This is a genomic window from Ciceribacter ferrooxidans (assembly GCF_004137355.1).
GTDB classification, from domain to species: Bacteria; Pseudomonadota; Alphaproteobacteria; order Rhizobiales; family Rhizobiaceae; genus Allorhizobium; species Allorhizobium ferrooxidans.
Genome location: NZ_SDVB01000249.1, coordinates 46224 through 66663, shown reverse-complemented (window position 1 = coordinate 66663; position 20440 = coordinate 46224). Strand labels below are relative to the sequence as shown.

The window sequence follows — 20440 nt, the reverse complement described above, 5'->3', positions numbered from 1 at the left end:
CGAGAAGGAGACACCGATGCCGGAAGCCGTGACAATCACCGAGACACCGCCGACGACAGTCGACCTTGCCGAGGAATACAAGGCCTCCGGCGTCGCCGAGATCCTGGAAGAACTCGATCGCGAGCTGGTCGGCCTCAAGCCGGTCAAGCGCCGCATCCGCGAGACGGCAGCACTGCTCCTCGTCGAGCGCGCCCGCCGAGCCATGGGGCTCAGCCACGAGCCGCCGTCGCTCCATATGAGCTTCACGGGCAATCCCGGCACAGGCAAGACGACAGTAGCCTTACGCATGGCCAATCTGCTCCACCGGCTCGGCTATATCCGCAAGGGGCACCTTGTCTCGGTCACCCGCGACGATCTCGTGGGGCAATATATTGGCCACACGGCACCGAAAACCAAGGATGTGCTGAAGAAGGCCATGGGCGGCGTGCTCTTTATCGACGAGGCCTATTACCTCTACAGACCGGACAACGAGCGCGACTATGGACAGGAGGCGATCGAGATATTGCTGCAGGTGATGGAGAACCAGCGTGACGATCTGGTGGTCATCCTGGCGGGGTATGCGGACCGGATGGATCGATTCTTCGAAAGCAATCCCGGCTTCCGTTCGCGCATTGCCCATCACATCGATTTTCCCGACTATGACGACGGCGAATTGCTTTTGATCGCCGAAAGCATGCTGGAGCGCCAGGGCTACCACCTCGACCAGGAAGCGAAAAAGGTCATGGCGGACTACATCGCCCTTCGCCGTGCGCAGCCGCACTTCGCCAATGCGCGCTCCATACGCAACGCGCTCGACCGCGCCCGCCTGCGACAGGCAAACCGCCTCTTCGAGGAAGCTGAAGGGCCGGTCGATGCGGAGCAGCTGTCGACCATCACAGCCCGTGATATCGCCGTCAGCCGCGTGTTCCGGTTCGCTGCGAAGGGCAGACAGGAGGAGAACCCATGAAACGTCAAACCATCATCGCCCCTTCCGTGCTTTCCGCCGACTTCTCTCGTCTCGGGGACGAGGTGGAGGCCGTCGTGCATGCGGGTGCAGACTGGATTCACCTGGACATCATGGATGGCCACTTCGTGCCGAATATCACTTTCGGCCCGCCGGTCATCAAGGCGATCCGCGACCGCACCGATGCGGTGTTCGACTGTCACCTGATGATTGCGCCCGCCGATCCCTATCTCCAAGCCTTCGCCGAGGCCGGATGTGACATCATCACCGTCCATGCCGAGGCGGGCCCGCATCTCGACCGTTCGCTGCAGGCGATCAGGGGGCTCGGGAAGAAGGCCGGTGTTTCGCTCAATCCTTCCACGCCTGAAAACGTCATCGAATACGTGCTCGACCGTGTCGATCTCATCCTCCTGATGACCGTCAATCCCGGTTTCGGGGGGCAGGCCTTCATTCCGGCCGTGGTCGAGAAGGTGCGTCGCGTCCGGGCGATGATTGGCAACCGACCTATCCACGTCGAGATCGACGGCGGGGTCACGCCTGCGACCGCTTCGCTGGTGGCGGCGGCCGGCGCTGACGTGCTGGTGGCCGGTTCGGCGGTCTTCAAGGGGGGTGACAAGGAGGCGTATAGGGAGAATATTAGCGCGATCCGGGCAGCTGCGGATGCAGCGCTAGGGCAGAAAGCCGCCTGACCAAATCTCGATACTTTGCGAGGAGGCAAAATGGCTGCGACCGCTCCCCTTTGCGACTTCGGCTGGAAGGCTGTCGATGCGCGACTTCCCGGTGTCGATGGCCGCACTTCGTCCATCCTTGATCACGCAGGCCCGAGAGGGCTCGTCGTCGCCTTCATCTGCAATCATTGCCCGTATGTGAAGGCGGTGATCGCCCGCATCGTCCGCGACGCGCGCGATCTTGCCGGCGCGGGCGTCGGATTCGTCGCCATCAACTCCAATGACGCGCTCACCTATCCGGAGGATTCCTTCGAAAACATGCAGCGCTTCTCCGCCGAGCATGCGCTGCCCTTTCCCTATCTGTACGACGAGGACCAGTCCGTCGCGCGGACCTACGGTGCCGTCTGCACGCCGGATTTCTTCGGGTTCAATGCCGCCGGCGAGCTGCAGTACCGCGGTCGTCTCGATGCATCGCGGAAGGAGGCCGTCGATCAAGGCCTGCGTCGCGATCTCTATGAGGCCATGCTGGAGGTCGCGAGGACCGGGCGCGGTCCGGCGGAGCAACACGTGTCGATCGGCTGCTCGATAAAATGGAAATCGCCGTCGTGAGAGGCCAGAGAGAGAGTTTCGCCCTGATGGCGCGTCTTAAGATCATCATCACATGACGCCGCTCTTGATCGGTCCCGTGCCTGAACGAGTTTTCCGTCACCTTGGTCAACCGGCACGTCCTTTGCCGGGCGATTGACGGGGGAGCCGGATGCCTCTAACTTTGTTTCAGTTTCTTATCCGGGCACCGTGAGAAACCTGACGTGATGGCGACGGTCCTCTTCCTCGGGAGAGGTGACGGAGTTTGCCGTCGGGACGGAAGGTGCGACATGGACATCATCAATCTTGTTCTGACGATCTGCCTCGTAGGTTCGCCCGGCGAATGCCGTGAGCAGAGCTTGCACTTCGAGGCTTCAGGCAGCTTGCTGAACTGCCTGTTTCTCGCGCCGACGCATATCGCGAAATGGTCGGAGGAGCATCCGAACATGCGCGTCGTGAAGTGGCGGTGCGCCTATCCTTCACGGGACATCAACATCTAGCAACGGAAGTCTGTCTACTTGCTGGTCAACGAGGGGTGAGGGAATGCGGAATATGCTTTGCTGCTGCCGTTTGTGGCTGCTTGGGGCCCTGTTGGTCGTCGGTTTTATCCCGAGCGTCGACGCAAGGGCCGCGGAAACCGTCAGGGTCGGCGTCCTCAAGTTCGGAACGGTGAATTGGGAGCTCGACACCATCAAGCACCACAAGATCGACGAGAAGCACGGTGTTAACGTCGACATCCGCTTTTTCGCCGGGGAGGACGCGACGAACGTCGCCCTGATGGCCGGCGAGGTGGATTTCATCGTCTCCGACTGGCTTTGGGTTTCCCGGCAGCGTGCGTCCGGCGAGGACCTGACGATGTTTCCTTACTCGACCTCCGTCGGTGCCCTCATGGTGCCGGCCGGGTCGACGATAAGGTCCCTTGCAGACCTCAAGGGGAAGAAGATCGGGGTGGCCGGCGGGCCAATCGACAAGAGCTGGTTGCTCTTGCAGGGACTTGCGCGGAAGGAGAAGACCGGTGATCTCGCGGCCGACAACGACGTCGCCTACGGAGCGCCTCCGCTGCTTGCGGAAAAGGCGCAGCAGGGCGAACTCGATGCCGTGCTGAATTTCTGGCACTACTGCGCCCGACTGGAAGCCGCCGGTTTCCGGCGGCTGGTGAGCGCCAACGAGGCGGCAGAGGCCCTCGGCGCATCGGGGCCGGTATCCGCCCTCGGTTATATTTTCCATGAAGGCTGGGCGAACGACCACCCGGACGCGGTCGCCGGTTTCATGGCTGCAAGCGCGGAAGCCAAGGTGCTGCTCGGCAGTTCGGATGAAGAATGGGTGCGGCTTGCTCCTGTCATAAAGGCGGAGGGCCAGGCGCTCACGGTGCTGCGCGATCGCTATCGCGAAGGCATCCCGAAGCGGACGATCGACGACGAGGAGAAGGACGCCGCCGCGCTCTATGCGGTCCTTGCGGACCTCGGCGGAGAGAAGCTCGTCGGCTCGTCGAAGACGCTGATGCCCGGCACGTACTGGAGAGCGAAATGACGATGGTGCCGGACGGGGCGACAGCTTCCTCGCCGGGACGTGCTGCAGGCCGGCGCCGCGGCTTCGGCGCCCCGATGATGACGGTCGCGATCTCCTTCGCGAGCCTTGTCCTCGCCTGGCATCTGGCGGCAACGATCTGGCCAAGCCGGTCGCTGCCGCTTCCGGCCGACGTCATGGTGGCGTTTCTGCGCGAGATGGCAACCGGTGAACTGCCTCACCATCTCGGAATTACGCTGTGGCGGGTCGTTGCTTCCTTCTCACTCGCGATGGTGATCGGATCGGCGATCGGCATCTATCTCGGAGGCCACCGGCGGGTCGACGAGTTCCTCCAGCCCTGGGTGATCCTCTTCCTCAATATTCCGGCGCTGGTCATCATCGTCCTTGCCTATATCTGGTTCGGCCTCACCGAGGCGGCTGCGATCGGCGCCGTCGCGGTCAACAAGATCCCGAATGTCGTCGTCACAATGCGCGAGGGAACGCGCGCGCTCGACCTGCGCTATTCGGAAATGGCGCAAGTCTACCGGTTCAGTGCGTTCGACCGGTTTCGACACGTCCTGCTTCCGCAGCTGCAACCCTATCTCGCCGCAGCCGGACGTTCGGGCATCTCGCTGATCTGGAAGATCGTCCTCGTCGTCGAACTGCTCGGGCGATCTGACGGCGTCGGCTTCCAGATCAACCTCTATTTCCAGCTTTTCGACGTCGCGACGATTCTCGCTTACACGCTGGCCTTCGTCGCCGTCATGCTCTTCATCGAATTGGTGGTGGTACAGCCCATTGAACATGCATCCATCCGTTGGCGCCGGCGCACGGCTTGAGATCGACATAGAGCGAAAGACATTCCGGACCGCCTCCGGCGAGATGCTGGAGGTGTTGCGCGATCTGCACATCGAGGTGGAGGAGAACGAATTCGCCTGCGTGATCGGTCCCTCCGGCTGCGGAAAGACGACGACGCTGAGGGTGCTGCTCGGCCTCGAAAGGGATTTCGAGGGTGGCATTCGGTTGCCGCGCGCCGATGACCCGCGCGTCGGCGTGGTGTTCCAGGAACCCCTGCTGCTCCCCTGGCGGACGGTTGAGGCGAACGTGCGGCTCGCGCTGCCCAAGGCGCTGCGCGACAAGAATCTCGATCAGCTATTCTCCCTGCTCGGCCTTTCGACGATGCGGTCGTTCTTTCCGGGCGAACTTTCCCTCGGCCTTGCCCGACGGGCGGCAATCGCGCGGGCGTTGGCAATCGAGCCGAATCTGCTGGTGCTGGACGAACCCTTCGTCTCTCTCGATGAGGCTACCGCGAACCAGCTCCGCCACATGTTGGCGGCGGCATGGTCGGAACGACCGATGACGACCCTGATGGTAACCCATAACCTGCAGGAGGCGATTTTGCTCGCCGACCGGATCATCCTTCTCTCGCCCCGCCCCTCGCGGGTCGCCGGGGTGTTCGTGATCCGTATTCCGAGGGAGATGCGCAGTGAACAGGTCAGAAGTGATCTGTTACGTTCGTTTCGGGAGAAGTTCCCCGATTACAGGTGAGGAGCGGACCGATGGCGAACCTGCCCAACCGGCGAAGAGTCCTCAGGACGGGTCTCTTTCTCGGCTTGTCGCCATTGCTGCCCGCTGCGCGACTTGACGCGGCCGGAACGGCCCTGCCCATGCGTGAGGTTGCGGAAGGCATTCACGTCTTCGGCGGCAAGCACGAATTGATGGACGCCTCCAATCAGGGCGAGATCTGCAATGTCGGGTTCATCATCGGGAAGGATGCCGTTGCGGTGATCGACAGCGGCGGAAGCGTCGTCGAGGGGCGTGCGCTGATCGCGGCGGTCCATGCCGTCACCGACCGCCCGATCCGTTATCTGGTCAACACGCATATGCATCCCGACCACATTTTCGGCAACGCCGCTTTTGCGGAGATCGGTGCTGAGATCGTCGGGCATCGGAATTTGCCGCGGGCGCTCGCAAACCGTGGCCCGTTCTATCTGTCGGGCTACGCGGACGCGATGGGCCGAGATCTCATGCGGGACATCCGTATCGTGCCGCCGGACGTGCTGGTGGAGACAGAGCGAGAACTCGATCTCGGCGGCAGGCTGCTCGTCCTCAGGGCCTGGGAGCCGGCGCACACGGACAATGACCTCACCGTATTTGACGAGGCGACGCGGACACTCTTTGCCGGTGATCTCTGTTTTATGGAACATCTGCCAACGCTCGACGGCTCCATCCGCGGCTGGATCGAACAGCTTCAGCCCCTTGCCGCGATCGGTGCCGAGCGAACGGTGCCCGGACACGGACCCGTGGCGGCAAAATGGCCGGACGCGCTTCAAGACGAGCGACGCTATTTCGAGGCACTCGTCAGGGATGTCCGCAAAGCAATCGCCGACGGCATTCCGATGGCCGAGGCGGTCGGCAGGATCGCGCCGGAAGAGCGCGATCGGTGGAGGCTCTTCGAGGAGCATCACCTTCGTAATGCCACGGCCGCCTTTGCGGAGCTGGAATGGGAGTAGCGCGGCTGCGCGGGCCTGCCGCGCCGCACGCAGAACCGTGATTTGCCGAGACACGGGCCTTGGTGCTATTATTGCTGTCGCCGGGCACCGCCAGTTTCTGTGGTGGAGGCAGACATGACTGTACATGGCTCTGACCTGCTGACGCGACGTGAAGTCGCAATAGCTTTTTTTGTCCTTTCGCTCTGCGCCGTCGGGAGTGTGCCGGTCTGGGCGCAATCTCCAGCTAAGACGGCGACGTGGGACGGCCTCAAGACAGATATCTTCGGGAGCAGGACAATCGAAGCGGCCGACGGCATCGTCACGATCGACGCGCCGGCACGGGCCGAAGATGCGGCCATCGTGCCGATCGATCTTCATTTCGCCGACCGGACGGGGACCGCGGCTCTCAAGACGGTGACTCTCGTGATCGACGAGAATCCGTCTCCCGTTGCCGCCACCTTCACCTTCGGCAAGGATGCCGGCATCACGCACCTCGCAACCCGCATCCGCGTCGATTCCTACTCCTATGTGCGGGCGATAGCGGAGACGGAAGACGGTAAGCTTTACATGACGCAAACCTTCGTCAAGGCTTCCGGCGGCTGTGGCGCCCCGGCCAGCAAGAACCAGGACGAGGCGATGGCCTCGCTCGGCAAGATGAAGCTCCGGATCTTCCCGGTCCAATCGGGCGGCGCCGATTTGTCGAAGGCGGCGGATGTGCAACTGATGATCCGCCACCCGAACAATTCAGGCCTGCAAATGGATCAGATCACCCGGTATTACATTCCTGCGCATTTCGTTCACGGCCTGACGATTTCGCAAGGAGACAGACTGATTCTGAAGATGGAGGGCGGCATCTCCATCTCTGAAGATCCGAACTTCCGCTTCCAGTTTGCTGCGAAGCCGGGCGAGGAGATCAAAGTCGAGGCGACCGACACGGAGGGCCAGGTGTTCAAGGGGCACTGGCCGCTCGATCCCGCCTGAACGTTCCGGAGGCTAGAAGCAGCGGATGTCGGCCTCTGCCTGCGCACGCTTCAGTTCGGTCATAGCGGCCTTGGCGGGCGCCGTCTCGCGGAAGAGCGTTCCCTTTTCGCCTGCGACGAGGCCCATGCCCTTGAACGTCTCGGCTGTCACATAGTGCTCGTAGGGAATGATGGAGGCAATGATGTCGATGGAGCAGGAGCAGCGATCAAGCATCTCGCGGTTCTCGCCGTTTGCCTTCATGCAACCGTAGACATATTCGGCGACCGTTGCCGTCGGATACCCGGCGGCCCCCATTGCTGCCGCTGTCGAGCCGGTCGCGGCGACAATTGCGAGAATCGAAGCTTGGATGACATTTGGCGCGTTCATGGGTGGTCCTCATGCTGCACAGCAGTAAAGTGTAAAGAAAGAATAGCAGTAGAATTTGATGGATGGCAAACGTTAAAAACAATCGTCGAACAAGCTTACGGCGTCCTTCGTTTCTTTTGCGAATAAACCAATGAAAATTCATGGTATACTGCATTGCGGAATAGATATATTGCGCTGCAGTAGACATTAATTCACAAACCGCTTGCGCATTTGATTTCGATAACCTATCGTCTCCCTGTTTCCGGCTTCAAGGACGTTGCCGTCAAGGGAGTGGTGACAGTCTTCGCAGGCCAAAGCGGGGTGGGCGGTAACGGTGCCCTCCGCTCGCCTTGGCTTCGGTCGTGACACGCTGCCGGAAATACTTCCCATTTGCGTGAGCTGATGGCGCGGTGAGGCCTTTCGAGGCGGATGCCGCCTAGCTCGTCCGTTTTGGACTTAGGGAGGACTCGATATGCGTGCACGGAAACCTGCAAGAACTGTAATGAACGTGGCTCTGGCCACCACTGCTCTGTCGTTTGCCCTGGCTGGAGGAGCCATGGCGAATGATGATCTTCAAGGCATGATGTCCGATTCGAAAAACTGGGCGATCCAGAGCGGGGATTATGCCAATACGCGATATTCACAACTCGACCAGATCAACAAGGATAACGTGAAGGATCTCCAGGTCGCCTGGACCTTCTCGACCGGCGTTCTTCGCGGCCATGAAGGTGGTCCGCTGATCGTCGGCGACGTCATGTATGTACATACGCCGTTCCCGAACACCGTCTTTGCTCTCGACCTGAACAACGACGGCAAAATTCTCTGGAAATACACGCCGAAGCAAGATTCCAATGTCATCCCGATCATGTGCTGTGACACGGTGAACCGTGGCGTGGCGTATGCTGATGGGAAGATCTTCCTCTATCAGGCGGATACCACCCTGGTAGCGCTCGATGCCAAGACCGGCGAGCCCGTCTGGTCCGTCAAGAACGGTTCGACGGCCGACGGCAGCACCGGGGAATCCGGCACGTCTGCCCCGATGGTGGTCAAGGACAAGGTCCTCGTCGGCATTTCCGGCGGTGAGTTCGGTGTGCGCGGTCATTTGACAGCATACAACATCAAGGATGGCTCTCTTGCCTGGCGGGCCTATTCGATGGGGTCTGACAAGGAGACACTCATCGATCCGGAAAAGACCACCCATCTCGGCAAGCCGGTCGGCGGCGACTCGGGTACGAATACCTGGGAAGGCGACCAGTGGAAGATCGGCGGCGGGACGACGTGGGGCTGGTATTCCTACGATCCCAAGCTCAACCTGATCTTCTACGGTACGGGCAATCCGTCGACGTGGAACCCCAGCCAGCGCCCGGGCGACAACCGCTGGTCGATGACCATCATGGCGCGTGATGCCGACACCGGTGTCGCCAAATGGCTCTACCAGATGACGCCTCACGACGAATGGGACTACGACGGCGTCAATGAAATGATCCTTGCCGACGGTGTGGAAATCGACGGCAAGCCGCGGGACATCCTGTTCCATCCGGACCGTAACGGCTTCGCCTACACGCTCGACCGGGCGACCGGCGAACTGTTGGTTGCCAAGAAGTACGATCCGGCGGTCAACTGGGCCACGGAAGTGGTCATGGACAAGAACAGCCCTGACTATGGTCGGCCGATCGTGGTGGACAAGTATTCCACCCACAAGGGCGGCGAGGACGTGAACACCACCGGCATCTGCCCGGCGGCTCTGGGAACGAAGGATCAGCAACCGGCGGCGTATTCGCCGAAAACCAAGCTGTTCTACATCCCGACCAACCACGTCTGCATGGACTATGAACCGTATCGCGTCAGTTATACGGCCGGCCAGCCCTATATCGGGGCAACGCTGTCCATGTATCCGGCACCGAACAGCCACGGCGGCATGGGCAACTTCATTGCCTGGGACGCCGCGAAGGGCGAGATCGTCTGGTCGAAACCGGAACAGTTCTCGGTCTGGTCCGGGGCACTCGCGACAGCGGGTGACGTCGTGTTCTACGGTACGCTCGAAGGCTACATCAAGGCGGTCGACCTGCAGGGCAATGAACTCTACAAGTTCAAGACGCCCTCGGGCATTATCGGCAATGTCACCACCTATGAACACGGCGGCAAGCAGTACATAGCCGTGCTGTCCGGCGTGGGCGGCTGGGCCGGGATCGGTCTCGCTGCGGGTCTGACGAAGGGAACGGACGGCCTCGGTGCCGTCGGCGGCTATGCCGGCCTTTCCGATTACACGACCCTTGGTGGCCAGCTGACGGTGTTCGCGCTGCCCGGCAAGTAAGCCGAGGACGCGAAACATAGCTTCGAATGACCTCCTGAGCAGGATGAACCCGGTCGCGCGACCGCGGGCCGGGTTCATCGTCTCTCGACTTCACGACTTTTCCAGGTCTTCGGGTGGCGGCGCTGGCTGGCCGCCGAAGCCGAACACGAGGTGCCTATGCCTTCTACCTTCAAGTATGTTCCGCTTGTGCTCGCGTTGTTGCTACCGGCGGGCGTGCCTTCGGCCTTCGCCGACGACAAGGCCGCCGCGGCAGCCGTCACCAACGAGGACGGGAAGTATTTCGATGCCGAAGGGTCGCCGACCTTCAAGATTGCCGAAGACGGTACCGTCGACTGGTACACGTACAGCGGCTACCGGCGGTTCAATTCGGAGTGCTTTGTCTGCCACGGCGCGGATGGCGCCGGATCGTCCTTTGCACCGGTGCTTGCCGATTCTCTGAAAGTTCTGACTTACGGAGAGTTCCTGCAGATCGTCGCCGAGGGGAGAAAGAACCTGACGGCGGGCAAGGAGAGCGTGATGCCATCCTTTGGCAACAACAAGAACGTCTACTGCTATCTGGATGATATTTATGTCTACCTTCGCGCCCGGGCCGTCGGCGATCTTCCGAGAGGCCGCCCCGCCAAGAAGGAGGAGAAGCCGCAGGCCGCAAAGGACCATGAAACCTCCTGCATGGGTGGATGAGATGGCAAGAGGCGTCTTTCGTTCGAGTATTGTCGCTGCACTGGTAATACTGGCGTTGCCGGCGTCGGGCTTCGCCCAGGGCGCCGGGCTCGGCGCGGCGGGAGAATTGGTCGATCCCGACGTGCTGCGTGTCTGCGCCGATCCGTCGAACATGCCCTTCAGCGATGAAAGCGGCGGCGGCTTCGAAAACAAGTTGGCGGAACTCGTCGCGGCAAAGACCGGCCGGAAATCCGTCGCCTATACCTGGTATCCGATGGCGACGGGCTTCGTTCGCAACACGCTGCGCGCCAATCTCTGCGACGTCGTCATAGGATACGCGCAAGGCGATGAGCTCGTGCAGAACACCAATGCCTATTACAAGTCGACTTATGTGATCGTGCATCGCAAGGGCGACGGGCTGGACGGCATCGACTCCCTTTCGGACCAGCGCCTGGCAGGCAAGAAGATCGGGGTTGTCGCCGGCACGCCGCCGGCGGCGACGCTCGCCCGCCTGGGGTTGATGCGGACGGTCAAGCCTTACCCGCTGATGGTCGATACGCGCTTTGCGCCATCGATGGCGGAGGTGATGCTCAAGGAAATGGAGGCCGGGAAGATCGAGGTTGCGGTCCTTTGGGGCCCTATGGCCGGCTACTACGCGAAGCAGGTCGGTAGCGACCTCGTCGTCGTGCCTCTTCTGAAGGAAAAGCCGGATCACATGTCCTATCGCATCACCATGGGCGTTCGGCCTTCGGACCAGGAGTGGAAGCGGACCTTGAACAAGGTCATTCGAGAAAATCAGAAGGAGATCAACCGAATCCTGCTGGGCTACAACGTTCCGCTGGTGGACGAGAACAGTCGTCCGATTACCGAGTAGTCCGGACACGGGGAGGAGCACGCGACGGCCATGCGAATGCCCGAACTTGTACTGGCCGCAGCGACGGTCCTCCTGCCGGCGATGGACGCCGTCGCAGGGCCGGTGCCGGAGCCGTCGGAATACAGGACGGAGAACTACCGTGCCGAGGTGCCGGATACTCTGAAGGGTGCGCGGGTCGTCGACACGCCGGAGGTCGTCAAGCTTTGGAAGGAGCATGCGGCCGTCTTCATCGACGTTCTGCCCTACACGCCGAAGCCGCCGGAGCTTCCGGCGGGGACGGTCTGGAAGGACAAGATAAGGGAGGGCATTCCCGGCAGTGTGTGGCTCGCAAATGTCGGTTACGGCGTGCTCAACGAGGAGATGGAAGCGTTTTTTCGCGCCAACCTGGAAAAGCTCACCAGCGGCAGCCACGAGAAGGCTCTGCTCTTTTATTGCCAGGAAAAGTGTTGGATGTCCTGGAACGCCGCAAGGCGCGCAGTTGAATGGGGATACCAGCAGGTTCTCTGGTATCCGCACGGAACGGACGGATGGACCGCCGCCGGGCAGCCGGTCGAAAAAGCGGTTCCCCTGCAACCCGAGATCTTACGCCGATGAGGCGTATGATGCCCAGCAAGACCATTTTCGGTCCTAAAGAGAAGGAGGAGTTGATGAAGAAGACCTGGACGAAGCCGACCATGTGCACTGTCGCCGCGGGCATGGAAATGTCGCGGTACTTCCCGGCACAGCTGAAGAAGTAAGACACTTGGCCGCCCCGTCCGTGTCGGGCGGGGCGGCTCCTTCGATGCATTGCTGGAGGACGATCTGTCGGATGTTGTTGAAAGTCCTGGGATCCGCCGCGGGCGGAGGGTTTCCGCAGTGGAACTGCAATTATCGGCTGAGCAGGTCGGTCCGCAGCGGTGAACAGGGATTCCGCCCGCGGACCCAATCGAGCCTTGCAGCATGCGCGAACGGTCGGGACTGGGTGCTGTTCAACGCCTCGCCGGACATCCGTTCCCAGATCGCCGTCACGCCGGAACTGCAGCCGCCGCGAGACGGCAAGCTTCGCGGGACACCCATTCGTGCCGTCGTGCTGACGAATGCGGACGTCGACCATATCGCCGGCCTGCTGAGCCTCAGGGAGCGTGAGCGCTTCGTAATCTACGCGACCGATCGCGTCCTCAAGGTCCTCGAGCAAAATACGATCTTCAATGTGCTCGATCCGCATTACGTGGAGCGGCGTCTCCTGCCCCTTGGGGGCGTGATCCCGATTGCCGACAGCGACGGTCAACCGACCGGCATCCTGGTCGAGACGTTTTCTGTTCCCGGCAAGATAGCCCTTTTCCTCGAGGATGCCGATCGCGCCGCCGACGGCTTCGGCACCGAAGAGGGTGATACCGTGGGCTTGCGGATCTTCGAGCCGGATGTAGGGTCTTCGGCATTCTACATTCCCGGTTGCGCTGCGGTCGACGAGAGTCTCAAGGCGCGCCTGTCCGGTGCTGCCTGCCTGCTCTTCGACGGTACCGTTTTCACCGATGACGAGATGCCTGCAGCCGGGGTGGGCTCCAAGACCGGCAAACGCATGGGACATCTGCAGATATCGGGGCCGCAGGGTTCGATGGTGCTGCTCGCCGACGTGCCGGTCGGCCGGCGCGTCTACGTTCATATCAACAATACAAATCCGATCCTCGATGAGGGCTCGCCCGAACACCACGGTGTCCGTGCGAACGGCTGGGAGATCGGTCATGACGGGATGGAGATCAAACTATGACCAGATTTTCCAGTGCTGCGAAGAATGGATTGACGCCGGCCGCGCTCGAAGCGCTCCTGCGGGAGGTGGGGGCGGCGCGCTATCACAATCGCCATCCGCTGCATCACAAGATGGTATCCGGCGCGCTGAGCAGGGTGCAGCTCCAAGCTTGGGCCCTGAACCGCTATTGCTATCAGGCGATCATTCCGCGGAAGGACGCGATGATTCTGGCACGGGCGGAGGATCCGGGCTTCCGTGCCGAATGGCGCAAACGTATCGAAGATCATGACGGCACCAACGGCTGGGATGGCGGCATAGCCCGCTGGGTGAAGCTTGCGACAGGCCTCGGCCTCGACGAAGCCATGGTCAAGAGCGAACGTCTGGCGCTTCCGGCGACCCGTTTCGCGGTCGGAGCCTATCTCTCGTTCTGCACCGAACGCAGTCTTCTGGAAGCGGTCGCCTCCTCGCTGACCGAGCTGTTCTCACCGGTCATCATCGGTGAACGCGTGCCGGCCATGCTCGCCAAATACGACTATGTAACCGAGGATATCCTCGCCTACTTCAAGCCGCGCCCCGTGCAGGCATCGAGAGATGCGGAGTTCGCGCTGGCTTATGTGCTGAAGTACGCCGACAGTCCCCGGAAGCAGCAGGCGGTCATCGACGCGCTCGTTTTCAAATGCGATCTTCTTTGGTCGATGCTGGACGCGCTCGAACACGCCTATGGCGAGGACGGGCACATTCCGCCCGGCGCCTTCGATCCGGGGGCGGCGTAATGACCCTCGTGAGGGAACGTGCCGTTCTTTCACCGTCATCCAGGCCGATGCTGAAGCGGTCCTGCCGGCTGCAATTCGACCCCGTCCGGGATGCCTGGGCGCTGCTGGCGCCGGAGCGGGTCTATTGGCCGAACGAGATCAGTCTCGAGATCCTGCGGCTGTGCGACGGACAGCGATCTGTCCGCGAAGTCGTAGACCGATTGGCTGTGCAGTACGAGACCCCGGCCGAGGAGATCGCCGAGGATGTCGAAGACTTTCTCCAGGAGTGGGCGGACAGGCTGGTGGTGGCGTTATGAGCGAGATTCTTCCACCGCTTGGCATGCTCGCCGAACTCACGCATCGCTGTCCGCTGCAATGCGTCTATTGCTCGAACCCGCTGGAGCTATTGAAGGCCGATCGGGAGCTCTCGACGGAAAGCTGGTTGTCGCTCTTCGAAGAGGCCGCCGATCTCGGGGTCCTGCAGGTTCACCTTTCCGGTGGCGAGCCGACGCTTCGCCCCGATCTCGAAAAGTTGGTTGCCTGCCTCGCTCGTCGTGGGGTGTATTCCAACCTCATCACCGCCGGCGTCGGCATACCGGAAGGGCGCATCCAGACACTGGCAGATGCCGGCCTCGACCATGTTCAGCTGAGTTTCCAGGGCGTCAATGCTGCGACAACCGAGCTGATCGGCAATCACAAGGGCGCGCAGGACAAAAAGCTCGAGACCGCTCGCCAGGTGCGGTCCGCCAGCCTCCCACTTACAATCAATGCGCCCATTCATCGGCACAACATGCACGAAGTGCCCGCCTTCATCGAACTCGCCCTGTCGCTCGGGGCGGAGCGGCTAGAAATCGCTAACGTCCAGTATGCAGGTTGGGCGCTTCTCAACCGCAACTCACTGATGCCCGACAGGGCGGATGTCGAACGGCAGGTCGAGATCGTCGAGGCGGCCCAGGAGCGGCTGCACGGGATTATGGCGATCGACTTCGTGACGCCGGATTATTTCGCCGTCTATCCGAAGCCGTGCATGGGCGGCTGGGCGAGGGATGCCCTTGTCGTCTCCCCCGACGGGACGGTGCTGCCGTGCCACGCTGCGGCCACCATTCCCTCTTTGACGTTCGACAGGTTCGGTCAGCGCACTCTTACGGATATCTGGTATCGGTCCGATGCGTTCAATGCCTTCCGTGGCACCACCTGGATGCCCGAGCCCTGCCGCACTTGCGACCGTCAGGAAATCGACTGGGGCGGCTGTCGCTGCCAGGCTCTGGCGATTGCCGGAGACGCAGCCGCCACCGATCCTGCCTGCATCAAGTCGCCATTCCATCACCGCATGGCGGAACTGGCAGAGAAGAGAAACGCAGCTGTACAGAGTTTCCAGTACAGGCGCATCGGACGCGTCACTCCGTCAGCTCTTCGGCATGAGTTGGCCGATGAGTTTTGACAGGCCGTAGAGTCTCTGTTCGATGATCGTGGGCACCTCGCAAACGTAGCTCAGCGATTGAACGCGCTCTTCGAAGACACGTGTTTCCCACTTCAACTGGTCGCCCTGTTTCTCGAGCTCGGTCGGGTCGGCATTCGTATCGCGCCTCAGCTTGTCGATATCCGATGCCTTCTTGCGGAGATCGGCCGCCATTTGCCGTTGTTTGCCGGCATAGCGGGCGATACCGGAGATGACCTGCTCCCGTTCCCGGTTGAGCTTTTCGAACAGGCCCTGAAAGACCTGCGCAAGCTTCTCGCCGGCCTGGTCGGCGGGCAGCGTTGTCACGAATGCCTCGAGTTGCTTTTGTGCTGCATCCATCGAAGTACGTCGCGCTGCGAGTTCGTCGACGAGCTGCGTGACGGCCGCATCCTTGTTCCATTCCTTGGCTGTTTCGGGAAGCGCGTCGCCGCTCCATACTTGCGCGACGGAGAGTTCCGGGACTTTGCGCTGAATACAGGGCCAGTCCGGATCGTTGTTGCCGGCGGCCACCGCGAGGTCCGGCAACATGCTGATGCCGGCAGCGACCAAGACAATGATCGACTTCCTCATGTGTTTCCTCCCGTGTCTTGCTTGCGGGTCGTGAGGCCCAGGCTCGGATTGTAGGCGAGAATGGCGCCTGCCAGGAACAGAAACGTGAAGGCGGTGACCACCAGAATGGATGTCCATTCAACCTGGCCGTAGAAGGCGAAGCGCACCAGTTCGACGGCATAGGTGAACGGGTTCACCAGGCAGATCCGATGGAGCAGGGGAGATGCTTCCTGTACGCGCCACAGCGGATAGAGCGCGGAGGATGCGAAATACATCGGGAAGATCACGAAATTCATGATCCCGGCGAAGTTTTCGAGCTGTCGGATCAGGGAAGACAGGAGCATTCCGAGAGCACCCAGCATCAGGCCCGACAGGAACAGCGCCGGCAGCACCAGAAGGTAGCCCACGACAGGTGCTTTCACATCCCAGAACCAGGCGATGGCAAGGAAGACATAGACCTGCACGATCGACACCGCGACGCCGGCAAGAAGCTTCGAGACCAGCAGGAACCAACGCGGGAAGGGGCTGACGAGAAGGGTCCGCATGTTGCCCATCTCGCGGTCGTAGACCATCGACAGGGAAGACTGCATGCCGCTGAAGAGCAGGATCATTCCGCAGAGGCCAGGTGTGATGTAGACTTCGTATAGCACATAGGTCTTGTAGGGCGGGATGATCGAGACGCCGAGGACCTGGCGAAACCCGGCCGCGAAGATGAACAACCAAAGCAGGGGCCGCACGAGCGAGGAGATGAAGCGTTCCCGCTGGTTCAGGTAACGCAGGCCCTCACGTTTCAGAATACCCTTCAGGCAGACGAGATATTGCAGAAGCCCGAAGCGCTCGCGCGGTGCCCAGTGCGACATCGCTCCATCATGTCCCGTGATATCGGTCATGGCCGTGTCCCTCCTCCGCGAATGTCGACGATGCCGGTGAGCCTGGAGAACGCCTGATGCAGCGTCGCGGATCCGGTCTGTTGGATCACCTCGGTTACCGCGCCGTCGGCGACGACCTTTCCGGCGTCCAGAACCACGATCTGGTCCGCCTGATTGACTTCATCGATCAGGTGAGTCGCCCAGAGAACACTGATGCCTTCCTGCGCGACGAGCTGTCGGATATCGGCGAGGATCGCCGCCCTCGACTTGATGTCGAGCCCGACGGTCGCTTCGTCCAGCAGCAGCAACGACGGACGATGGAGCAGTGCACGGACGATCTCCACCCGCCGCATCTGTCCTCCGGAGAGGCTGCGCGCCTTGTCGTGCAGCCGGTCCTCCATGTCGATCGAGGCGAGCAGTTCCCGGATACGGTCCCGCGCCGCGCCCGAGCCGATCCCGTGGAGAGAGGCGTGATAGGCGAGGTTCTGCTGGACGGTGAGATCGAGATCGAGAGTGCGTGCCTGGAAGACGATGCCGAGGCGGCGAAGGGCACTGCCGGCCTTGCGACGTATGTCGTGACCGAAGATGCGGATCGTGCCGGTCTGCGGTGAAAACAGGTGGCTGATCAGCGAGAAAAGTGTGGTTTTGCCCGCACCGTTGAGACCGAGCAGCACCGCGAACCGGCCGGCCTCGATCGAAAATGAGACGTCGTCAAGCACCTTGCGGCTGCCGTAGCTGTAGCTGACGGAACTCAGTTCCAGCGGAGGCAGTGCCGCATCCTGTCTCGGCTTCGTGTTTACGTCTTCGGGCAATCCGGCTTTGATCATTGGAGGTTCCCCTTCCCGCGGGTGATGGTACGCCGCCACCCGCCCCTGTGTTGCACGGAAAGTGGGCAGTCACTTGATGATGATCTTGCCCTTCATGCCCTTCTCGGCGAGATTGGGCACGGACCAGGTGTATTCTCCCGGCCTGACGGTCGTGAACTGTACGTTGATCGTCCCCTCTGCGTCGAATTCCAGCCAGGCCGGAGCACCGTTCATGTGTACTTCGAGATCGTCGATGACGATCTGATTCATCCAGACGTTCCGGAAGAGATCCGTTACGAATTTGTATTCGAGGCCCGCCGCCGACGTGATTTTCCAGCGATAACCCTGGCCGGCGACGAGTTCGAAGTCCTTCTGGTTGACGGCGTAGACATCCTCCTTCGAGCCGAGGATCAATTCCGGCAGATTCTTGCTGGCGCGTGTGACCTTCGGCTGGTCGTTGTCGTCTTCCTCCTGGGCTGCTGCGTAAGGCTGGATTGAAAGTAGGCCTATGATAGCTGCGCAGGTGACGAGCTTGAACTTGGACATTCGTTCCTCCGTTTTTCTCGATACAGGTCAGTTTGGTGCCACCGTCACGCCCCACGGCAGGGCGCCGACCGTCACCGATTTGACCGGCTCGTCGGATTGCGTGTCGATGAAGGTGATGTCGTTCGAAAGTCCGTTCGTGCTGATGATGTGTTTGCCGTCCGGTGTGAACGCGAGCTGCCAGACGCGCTGGCCGACCAGGACGTATTTTTCCACCTCGTAGGTTTCTGCGTTGACGACCGCGACACGGTTCGCGGGGCCGAGGGCAACATAAGCCTTCTTGCCATCGGCGGTGATGCGAACGCCGACGGGCTGGATGGCTTCGGACCGCAATCCCTGGATCTCGAAGCTGATCTTGTGTTTGACCTCACGGCTGGCATTGTCGATCACCGACACCGTTCCGCCGATCTCCGCGCTCACCCAGACCTCCGAGCCGTCCGGCTTGAACTCCGCGAAACGCGGACGTGCGTCGACCAGCACGTTGGAAACAATCTCGTGGGTCGCCGTGTCGATGAAGTGGGCCATGTTGGTCGTCTCGGACGTGTTCACCATGGTTTTTCCGTCGGGGCTTATGCCCATCCCTTCGGGCTCCACGCCGACCGGGATTTCAGCAAGGACGGTCTTCTGCTCGACGTCGATGACGGTAACGAGGTTGTCATCTTCATTGGCGACGTAGAGCGTCTTGCCATCAGGCGACAGGACGAAGAGTTCCGGGTCCGGACCCGATGGCAGGCTGCCGACGATCTCGTGCGTCGTCGTGTCGATGATCTCGACGGTGTCGTCGTCGCTGGCGCAGACGTAGAGGAACTTGCCATCGCGGGAGACGGTAATTCCCCGGGGACGCTGCCCGACATTGATCGTCTTGACCGGTTCCATCGTGCCGGAGTCGACGATGGTCACGGTGTTGTCCTTTTCATTGGACACGTAGACCGCATTCGCCCAAGCGGGCTGGGTGATGACCGTCACCACGGCGGCGCAATAAAGCTGCCTGAGAAGTCGCTGCATTCCTCTTCTCCCACTCTTCCTATTTCAGCTTGCACTTGGTTTCGGGCCGGTCGACGCCGAGGGTGTCGAGCTCCGAGAATTGATGGAGAAAACCCTCCTGGGGGGAGGTCGAGACGACTCCGCGGCCGTCGCCCAACAGGATGGGCTGGCGCAACTGCCAGTTCCAGGTGCGGAAGGTGACCTTCTGCCCCTTGAACGCGGCGATCGAGAAGTCGTCCGACTTCATGAAGGCTTCGATCTTCTTGGGGTCGTTGCCCTGCGTGCGGGTCGCGGCTTCGCCGAGGATGCGCACGGCGGTCCATGCCTGCATGTCCTTGGACAGCATGCGCCTGCCGGTTGCCTTGGAGAAACGGTTCTGGATCTGCGATCCGCCCCATTGTTCGCTGGCCGGATGCCAGCTGGAAGGGATGAGCCCGGCGGTCCCGGCGACCGGACGTGGCGTCCAGGTGCGGTACGGGACGTAGCTGCCGAACACTTCGCTCTCGTCGGCAACGATGACGACGTCGTGCTCCGGCAGGTTCTGTGTGAAGACGGGCATCTGGCGTTGCACCTGGATGACACCCGTATCTGTGCGGCGGGCCGAGCCCGTATCCTGGTAGAGACGTTCCTCGACGATCGTCGCACCGAAGCGCGTGGCAGCGCGACGGATCGCGTCGGCATAGAGCTGGTCGCGCTCGTGCGAGCCGTAGAGCAGTACCCACTTGCGCCACTGCTTCCACACGAGATACTGCGCGAGACCATCGGCCAGCATGCTTCGGGTCGGCGCCGTATGGAAGACGTTTGGGCGGCATTCTTCCTCGCGCAGAACATCGTCGGTGGCGCCGACGTTGAAGAGCAGAACGCCGTTTTCGCGTGCGAGGTCGGCGATCGAGAGCAATTGCGCAGCCGAGATGTCGGTCAGTACGAACTTGTCGCCGCGCGCCAACATCTCCTTGAATGTGGCGACCACGTCCGCCTCGAATTTGACCTCCACGACGTCGAGACTGAAGGACTGACCGAGGAACTTGCCCGTCGTGTTGTTGTCGTTGATCGCGACCGTCGCGCCGGCCACGCCCTCGTCGCGCGGAGGGACATCGAGGATGGACAGCGCCAGTTGCGGTTCGTAGGCGCGCAGGTAGCCGATGCTGACTTCAGTCGGCGCCGGCGACGCGGCGGCATCCTGCGCGCGCAGGTTCGCCGCATTGACGAGCAGCAAAAAAAAGCCCAATAAAAACGCGAGAGTTTCAGGCACCGTGCTCTCCGCAGGAAAACCACTTCCCACGCCGTCACACGAGTGACGACGGCTGACGCAGTAAAGGTGCCCAAGTTGTTTTTATACAACCTATCCGTAATCTCAAGTCTCGATTTACGCTTTTCTCGTCGC

The 20440-nt window shown here is 61.3% G+C and carries 25 protein-coding genes; 18 read left to right on the top strand and 7 right to left on the bottom strand.

Annotated elements, in window-relative coordinates; all coding sequences use genetic code 11:
• Positions 1–16: 16 nt before the first annotated feature.
• The 9 genes from cbbX (at position 17) to EUU22_RS16025 (ending at position 7175) form a co-directional block, all read left to right on the top strand.
• Positions 17–946 carry a CbbX protein gene (gene cbbX / locus EUU22_RS16065; protein WP_129332989.1) on the top strand — a complete coding sequence of 310 codons (930 nt, stop codon included), beginning with the start codon at positions 17–19 and terminating at the stop codon, positions 944–946.
• Positions 943–1632 carry a ribulose-phosphate 3-epimerase gene (rpe, locus tag EUU22_RS16060; protein ID WP_129332988.1) on the top strand — a complete coding sequence of 230 codons (690 nt, stop codon included), beginning with the start codon at positions 943–945 and terminating at the stop codon, positions 1630–1632. The genes cbbX and rpe overlap by 4 nt, the downstream gene beginning before the upstream one ends.
• A gap of 30 nt (positions 1633–1662) precedes the next feature.
• The gene (locus tag EUU22_RS16055) at positions 1663–2220 is read left to right on the top strand and encodes a thioredoxin family protein (RefSeq protein WP_129332987.1); all 558 of its coding nucleotides are present in this window, start codon (positions 1663–1665) and stop codon (positions 2218–2220) included.
• 266 nt (positions 2221–2486) lie between these two features.
• Positions 2487–2696 (top strand): hypothetical protein, encoded by a 210-nt coding sequence (locus EUU22_RS16050; protein WP_129332986.1) that lies wholly within the window; start codon positions 2487–2489, stop codon positions 2694–2696.
• A gap of 43 nt (positions 2697–2739) precedes the next feature.
• Positions 2740–3726, top strand: coding sequence for an ABC transporter substrate-binding protein (locus EUU22_RS16045; RefSeq protein ID WP_245485090.1), 987 nt, complete (start codon positions 2740–2742; stop codon positions 3724–3726).
• The gene (locus tag EUU22_RS16040) at positions 3723–4541 is read left to right on the top strand and encodes an ABC transporter permease (protein ID WP_439329155.1); all 819 of its coding nucleotides are present in this window, start codon (positions 3723–3725) and stop codon (positions 4539–4541) included. The genes EUU22_RS16045 and EUU22_RS16040 overlap by 4 nt, the downstream gene beginning before the upstream one ends.
• A complete protein-coding gene (locus EUU22_RS16035) occupies positions 4507–5250 on the top strand; it encodes an ABC transporter ATP-binding protein (protein ID WP_129332985.1) in 744 nt (247 codons plus the stop codon). Before EUU22_RS16040 ends, EUU22_RS16035 begins: the two co-directional genes overlap by 35 nt.
• Positions 5251–5261: 11 nt before the next feature.
• Complete coding sequence (locus EUU22_RS16030; RefSeq protein WP_129332984.1) at positions 5262–6215, top strand: quinoprotein relay system zinc metallohydrolase 2; 954 nt, start codon at positions 5262–5264, stop codon at positions 6213–6215.
• 114 nt (positions 6216–6329) lie between these two features.
• Complete coding sequence (locus EUU22_RS16025; protein WP_129332983.1) at positions 6330–7175, top strand: quinoprotein dehydrogenase-associated SoxYZ-like carrier; 846 nt, start codon at positions 6330–6332, stop codon at positions 7173–7175.
• Between the two features lie 12 nt (positions 7176–7187).
• Here the strand turns inward: EUU22_RS16025 and EUU22_RS16020 are convergent, their stop codons facing one another.
• Entirely contained in the window at positions 7188–7541 is a 354-nt protein-coding gene (locus EUU22_RS16020) for a hypothetical protein (protein ID WP_129332982.1), read from the bottom strand.
• Between the two features lie 481 nt (positions 7542–8022).
• On the opposite strand from EUU22_RS16020, the gene EUU22_RS16015 reads away from it, so the two are divergent.
• From EUU22_RS16015 to pqqE, 9 genes are all read left to right on the top strand, one after another.
• Positions 8023–9834, top strand: coding sequence for a methanol/ethanol family PQQ-dependent dehydrogenase (locus EUU22_RS16015; RefSeq protein WP_129332981.1), 1812 nt, complete (start codon positions 8023–8025; stop codon positions 9832–9834).
• A 156-nt stretch (positions 9835–9990) separates the two neighbouring features.
• Positions 9991–10515, top strand: coding sequence for a c-type cytochrome, methanol metabolism-related (locus EUU22_RS16010; protein ID WP_129332980.1), 525 nt, complete (start codon positions 9991–9993; stop codon positions 10513–10515).
• A 1-nt stretch (position 10516) separates the two neighbouring features.
• Positions 10517–11368, top strand: coding sequence for a substrate-binding domain-containing protein (locus EUU22_RS16005; RefSeq protein WP_129333021.1), 852 nt, complete (start codon positions 10517–10519; stop codon positions 11366–11368).
• 30 nt (positions 11369–11398) lie between these two features.
• On the top strand, positions 11399–11962 hold the full coding sequence (locus EUU22_RS16000; RefSeq protein WP_129332979.1) for a PQQ-dependent catabolism-associated CXXCW motif protein: 564 nt from the start codon (positions 11399–11401) through the stop codon (positions 11960–11962).
• Between the two features lie 53 nt (positions 11963–12015).
• Positions 12016–12105, top strand: a complete 90-nt coding sequence (locus tag EUU22_RS26420; RefSeq protein WP_500681144.1) for a pyrroloquinoline quinone precursor peptide PqqA — start codon at positions 12016–12018, stop codon at positions 12103–12105.
• 71 nt (positions 12106–12176) lie between these two features.
• Complete coding sequence (gene pqqB, locus EUU22_RS15995; protein WP_129332978.1) at positions 12177–13115, top strand: pyrroloquinoline quinone biosynthesis protein PqqB; 939 nt, start codon at positions 12177–12179, stop codon at positions 13113–13115.
• Positions 13112–13867, top strand: a complete 756-nt coding sequence (gene pqqC, locus EUU22_RS15990; protein WP_129332977.1) for a pyrroloquinoline-quinone synthase PqqC — start codon at positions 13112–13114, stop codon at positions 13865–13867. Before pqqB ends, pqqC begins: the two co-directional genes overlap by 4 nt.
• Positions 13867–14163 carry a pyrroloquinoline quinone biosynthesis peptide chaperone PqqD gene (gene pqqD, locus EUU22_RS15985; protein WP_129332976.1) on the top strand — a complete coding sequence of 99 codons (297 nt, stop codon included), beginning with the start codon at positions 13867–13869 and terminating at the stop codon, positions 14161–14163. Before pqqC ends, pqqD begins: the two co-directional genes overlap by 1 nt.
• Positions 14160–15287, top strand: a complete 1128-nt coding sequence (pqqE, locus tag EUU22_RS15980) for a pyrroloquinoline quinone biosynthesis protein PqqE (RefSeq protein WP_129332975.1) — start codon at positions 14160–14162, stop codon at positions 15285–15287. Before pqqD ends, pqqE begins: the two co-directional genes overlap by 4 nt.
• On the opposite strand, the gene EUU22_RS15975 is transcribed toward pqqE, so the two are convergent.
• From EUU22_RS15975 to EUU22_RS15950, 6 genes are all read right to left on the bottom strand, one after another.
• The gene (locus EUU22_RS15975) at positions 15252–15875 is read right to left on the bottom strand and encodes a hypothetical protein (RefSeq protein WP_129332974.1); all 624 of its coding nucleotides are present in this window, start codon (positions 15873–15875) and stop codon (positions 15252–15254) included. The two genes, pqqE and EUU22_RS15975, sit on opposite strands and share 36 nt — an antisense overlap.
• A complete protein-coding gene (locus tag EUU22_RS15970) occupies positions 15872–16744 on the bottom strand; it encodes an ABC transporter permease (protein ID WP_129332973.1) in 873 nt (290 codons plus the stop codon). The genes EUU22_RS15975 and EUU22_RS15970 overlap by 4 nt, the downstream gene beginning before the upstream one ends.
• A complete protein-coding gene (locus EUU22_RS15965; protein WP_129332972.1) occupies positions 16741–17550 on the bottom strand; it encodes an ABC transporter ATP-binding protein in 810 nt (269 codons plus the stop codon). The genes EUU22_RS15970 and EUU22_RS15965 overlap by 4 nt, the downstream gene beginning before the upstream one ends.
• Positions 17551–17619: 69 nt before the next feature.
• Positions 17620–18075: a cupredoxin domain-containing protein gene (locus EUU22_RS15960; RefSeq protein ID WP_129332971.1), complete on the bottom strand. Its 456-nt coding sequence runs from the start codon at positions 18073–18075 to the stop codon at positions 17620–17622.
• Positions 18076–18102: 27 nt separating this feature from the next.
• Positions 18103–19077 carry a YVTN family beta-propeller repeat protein gene (locus EUU22_RS15955; protein WP_129332970.1) on the bottom strand — a complete coding sequence of 325 codons (975 nt, stop codon included), beginning with the start codon at positions 19075–19077 and terminating at the stop codon, positions 18103–18105.
• Positions 19078–19096: 19 nt separating this feature from the next.
• On the bottom strand, positions 19097–20272 hold the full coding sequence (locus tag EUU22_RS15950; RefSeq protein ID WP_165351192.1) for an ABC transporter substrate-binding protein: 1176 nt from the start codon (positions 20270–20272) through the stop codon (positions 19097–19099).
• Positions 20273–20440 lie beyond the last annotated feature (168 nt).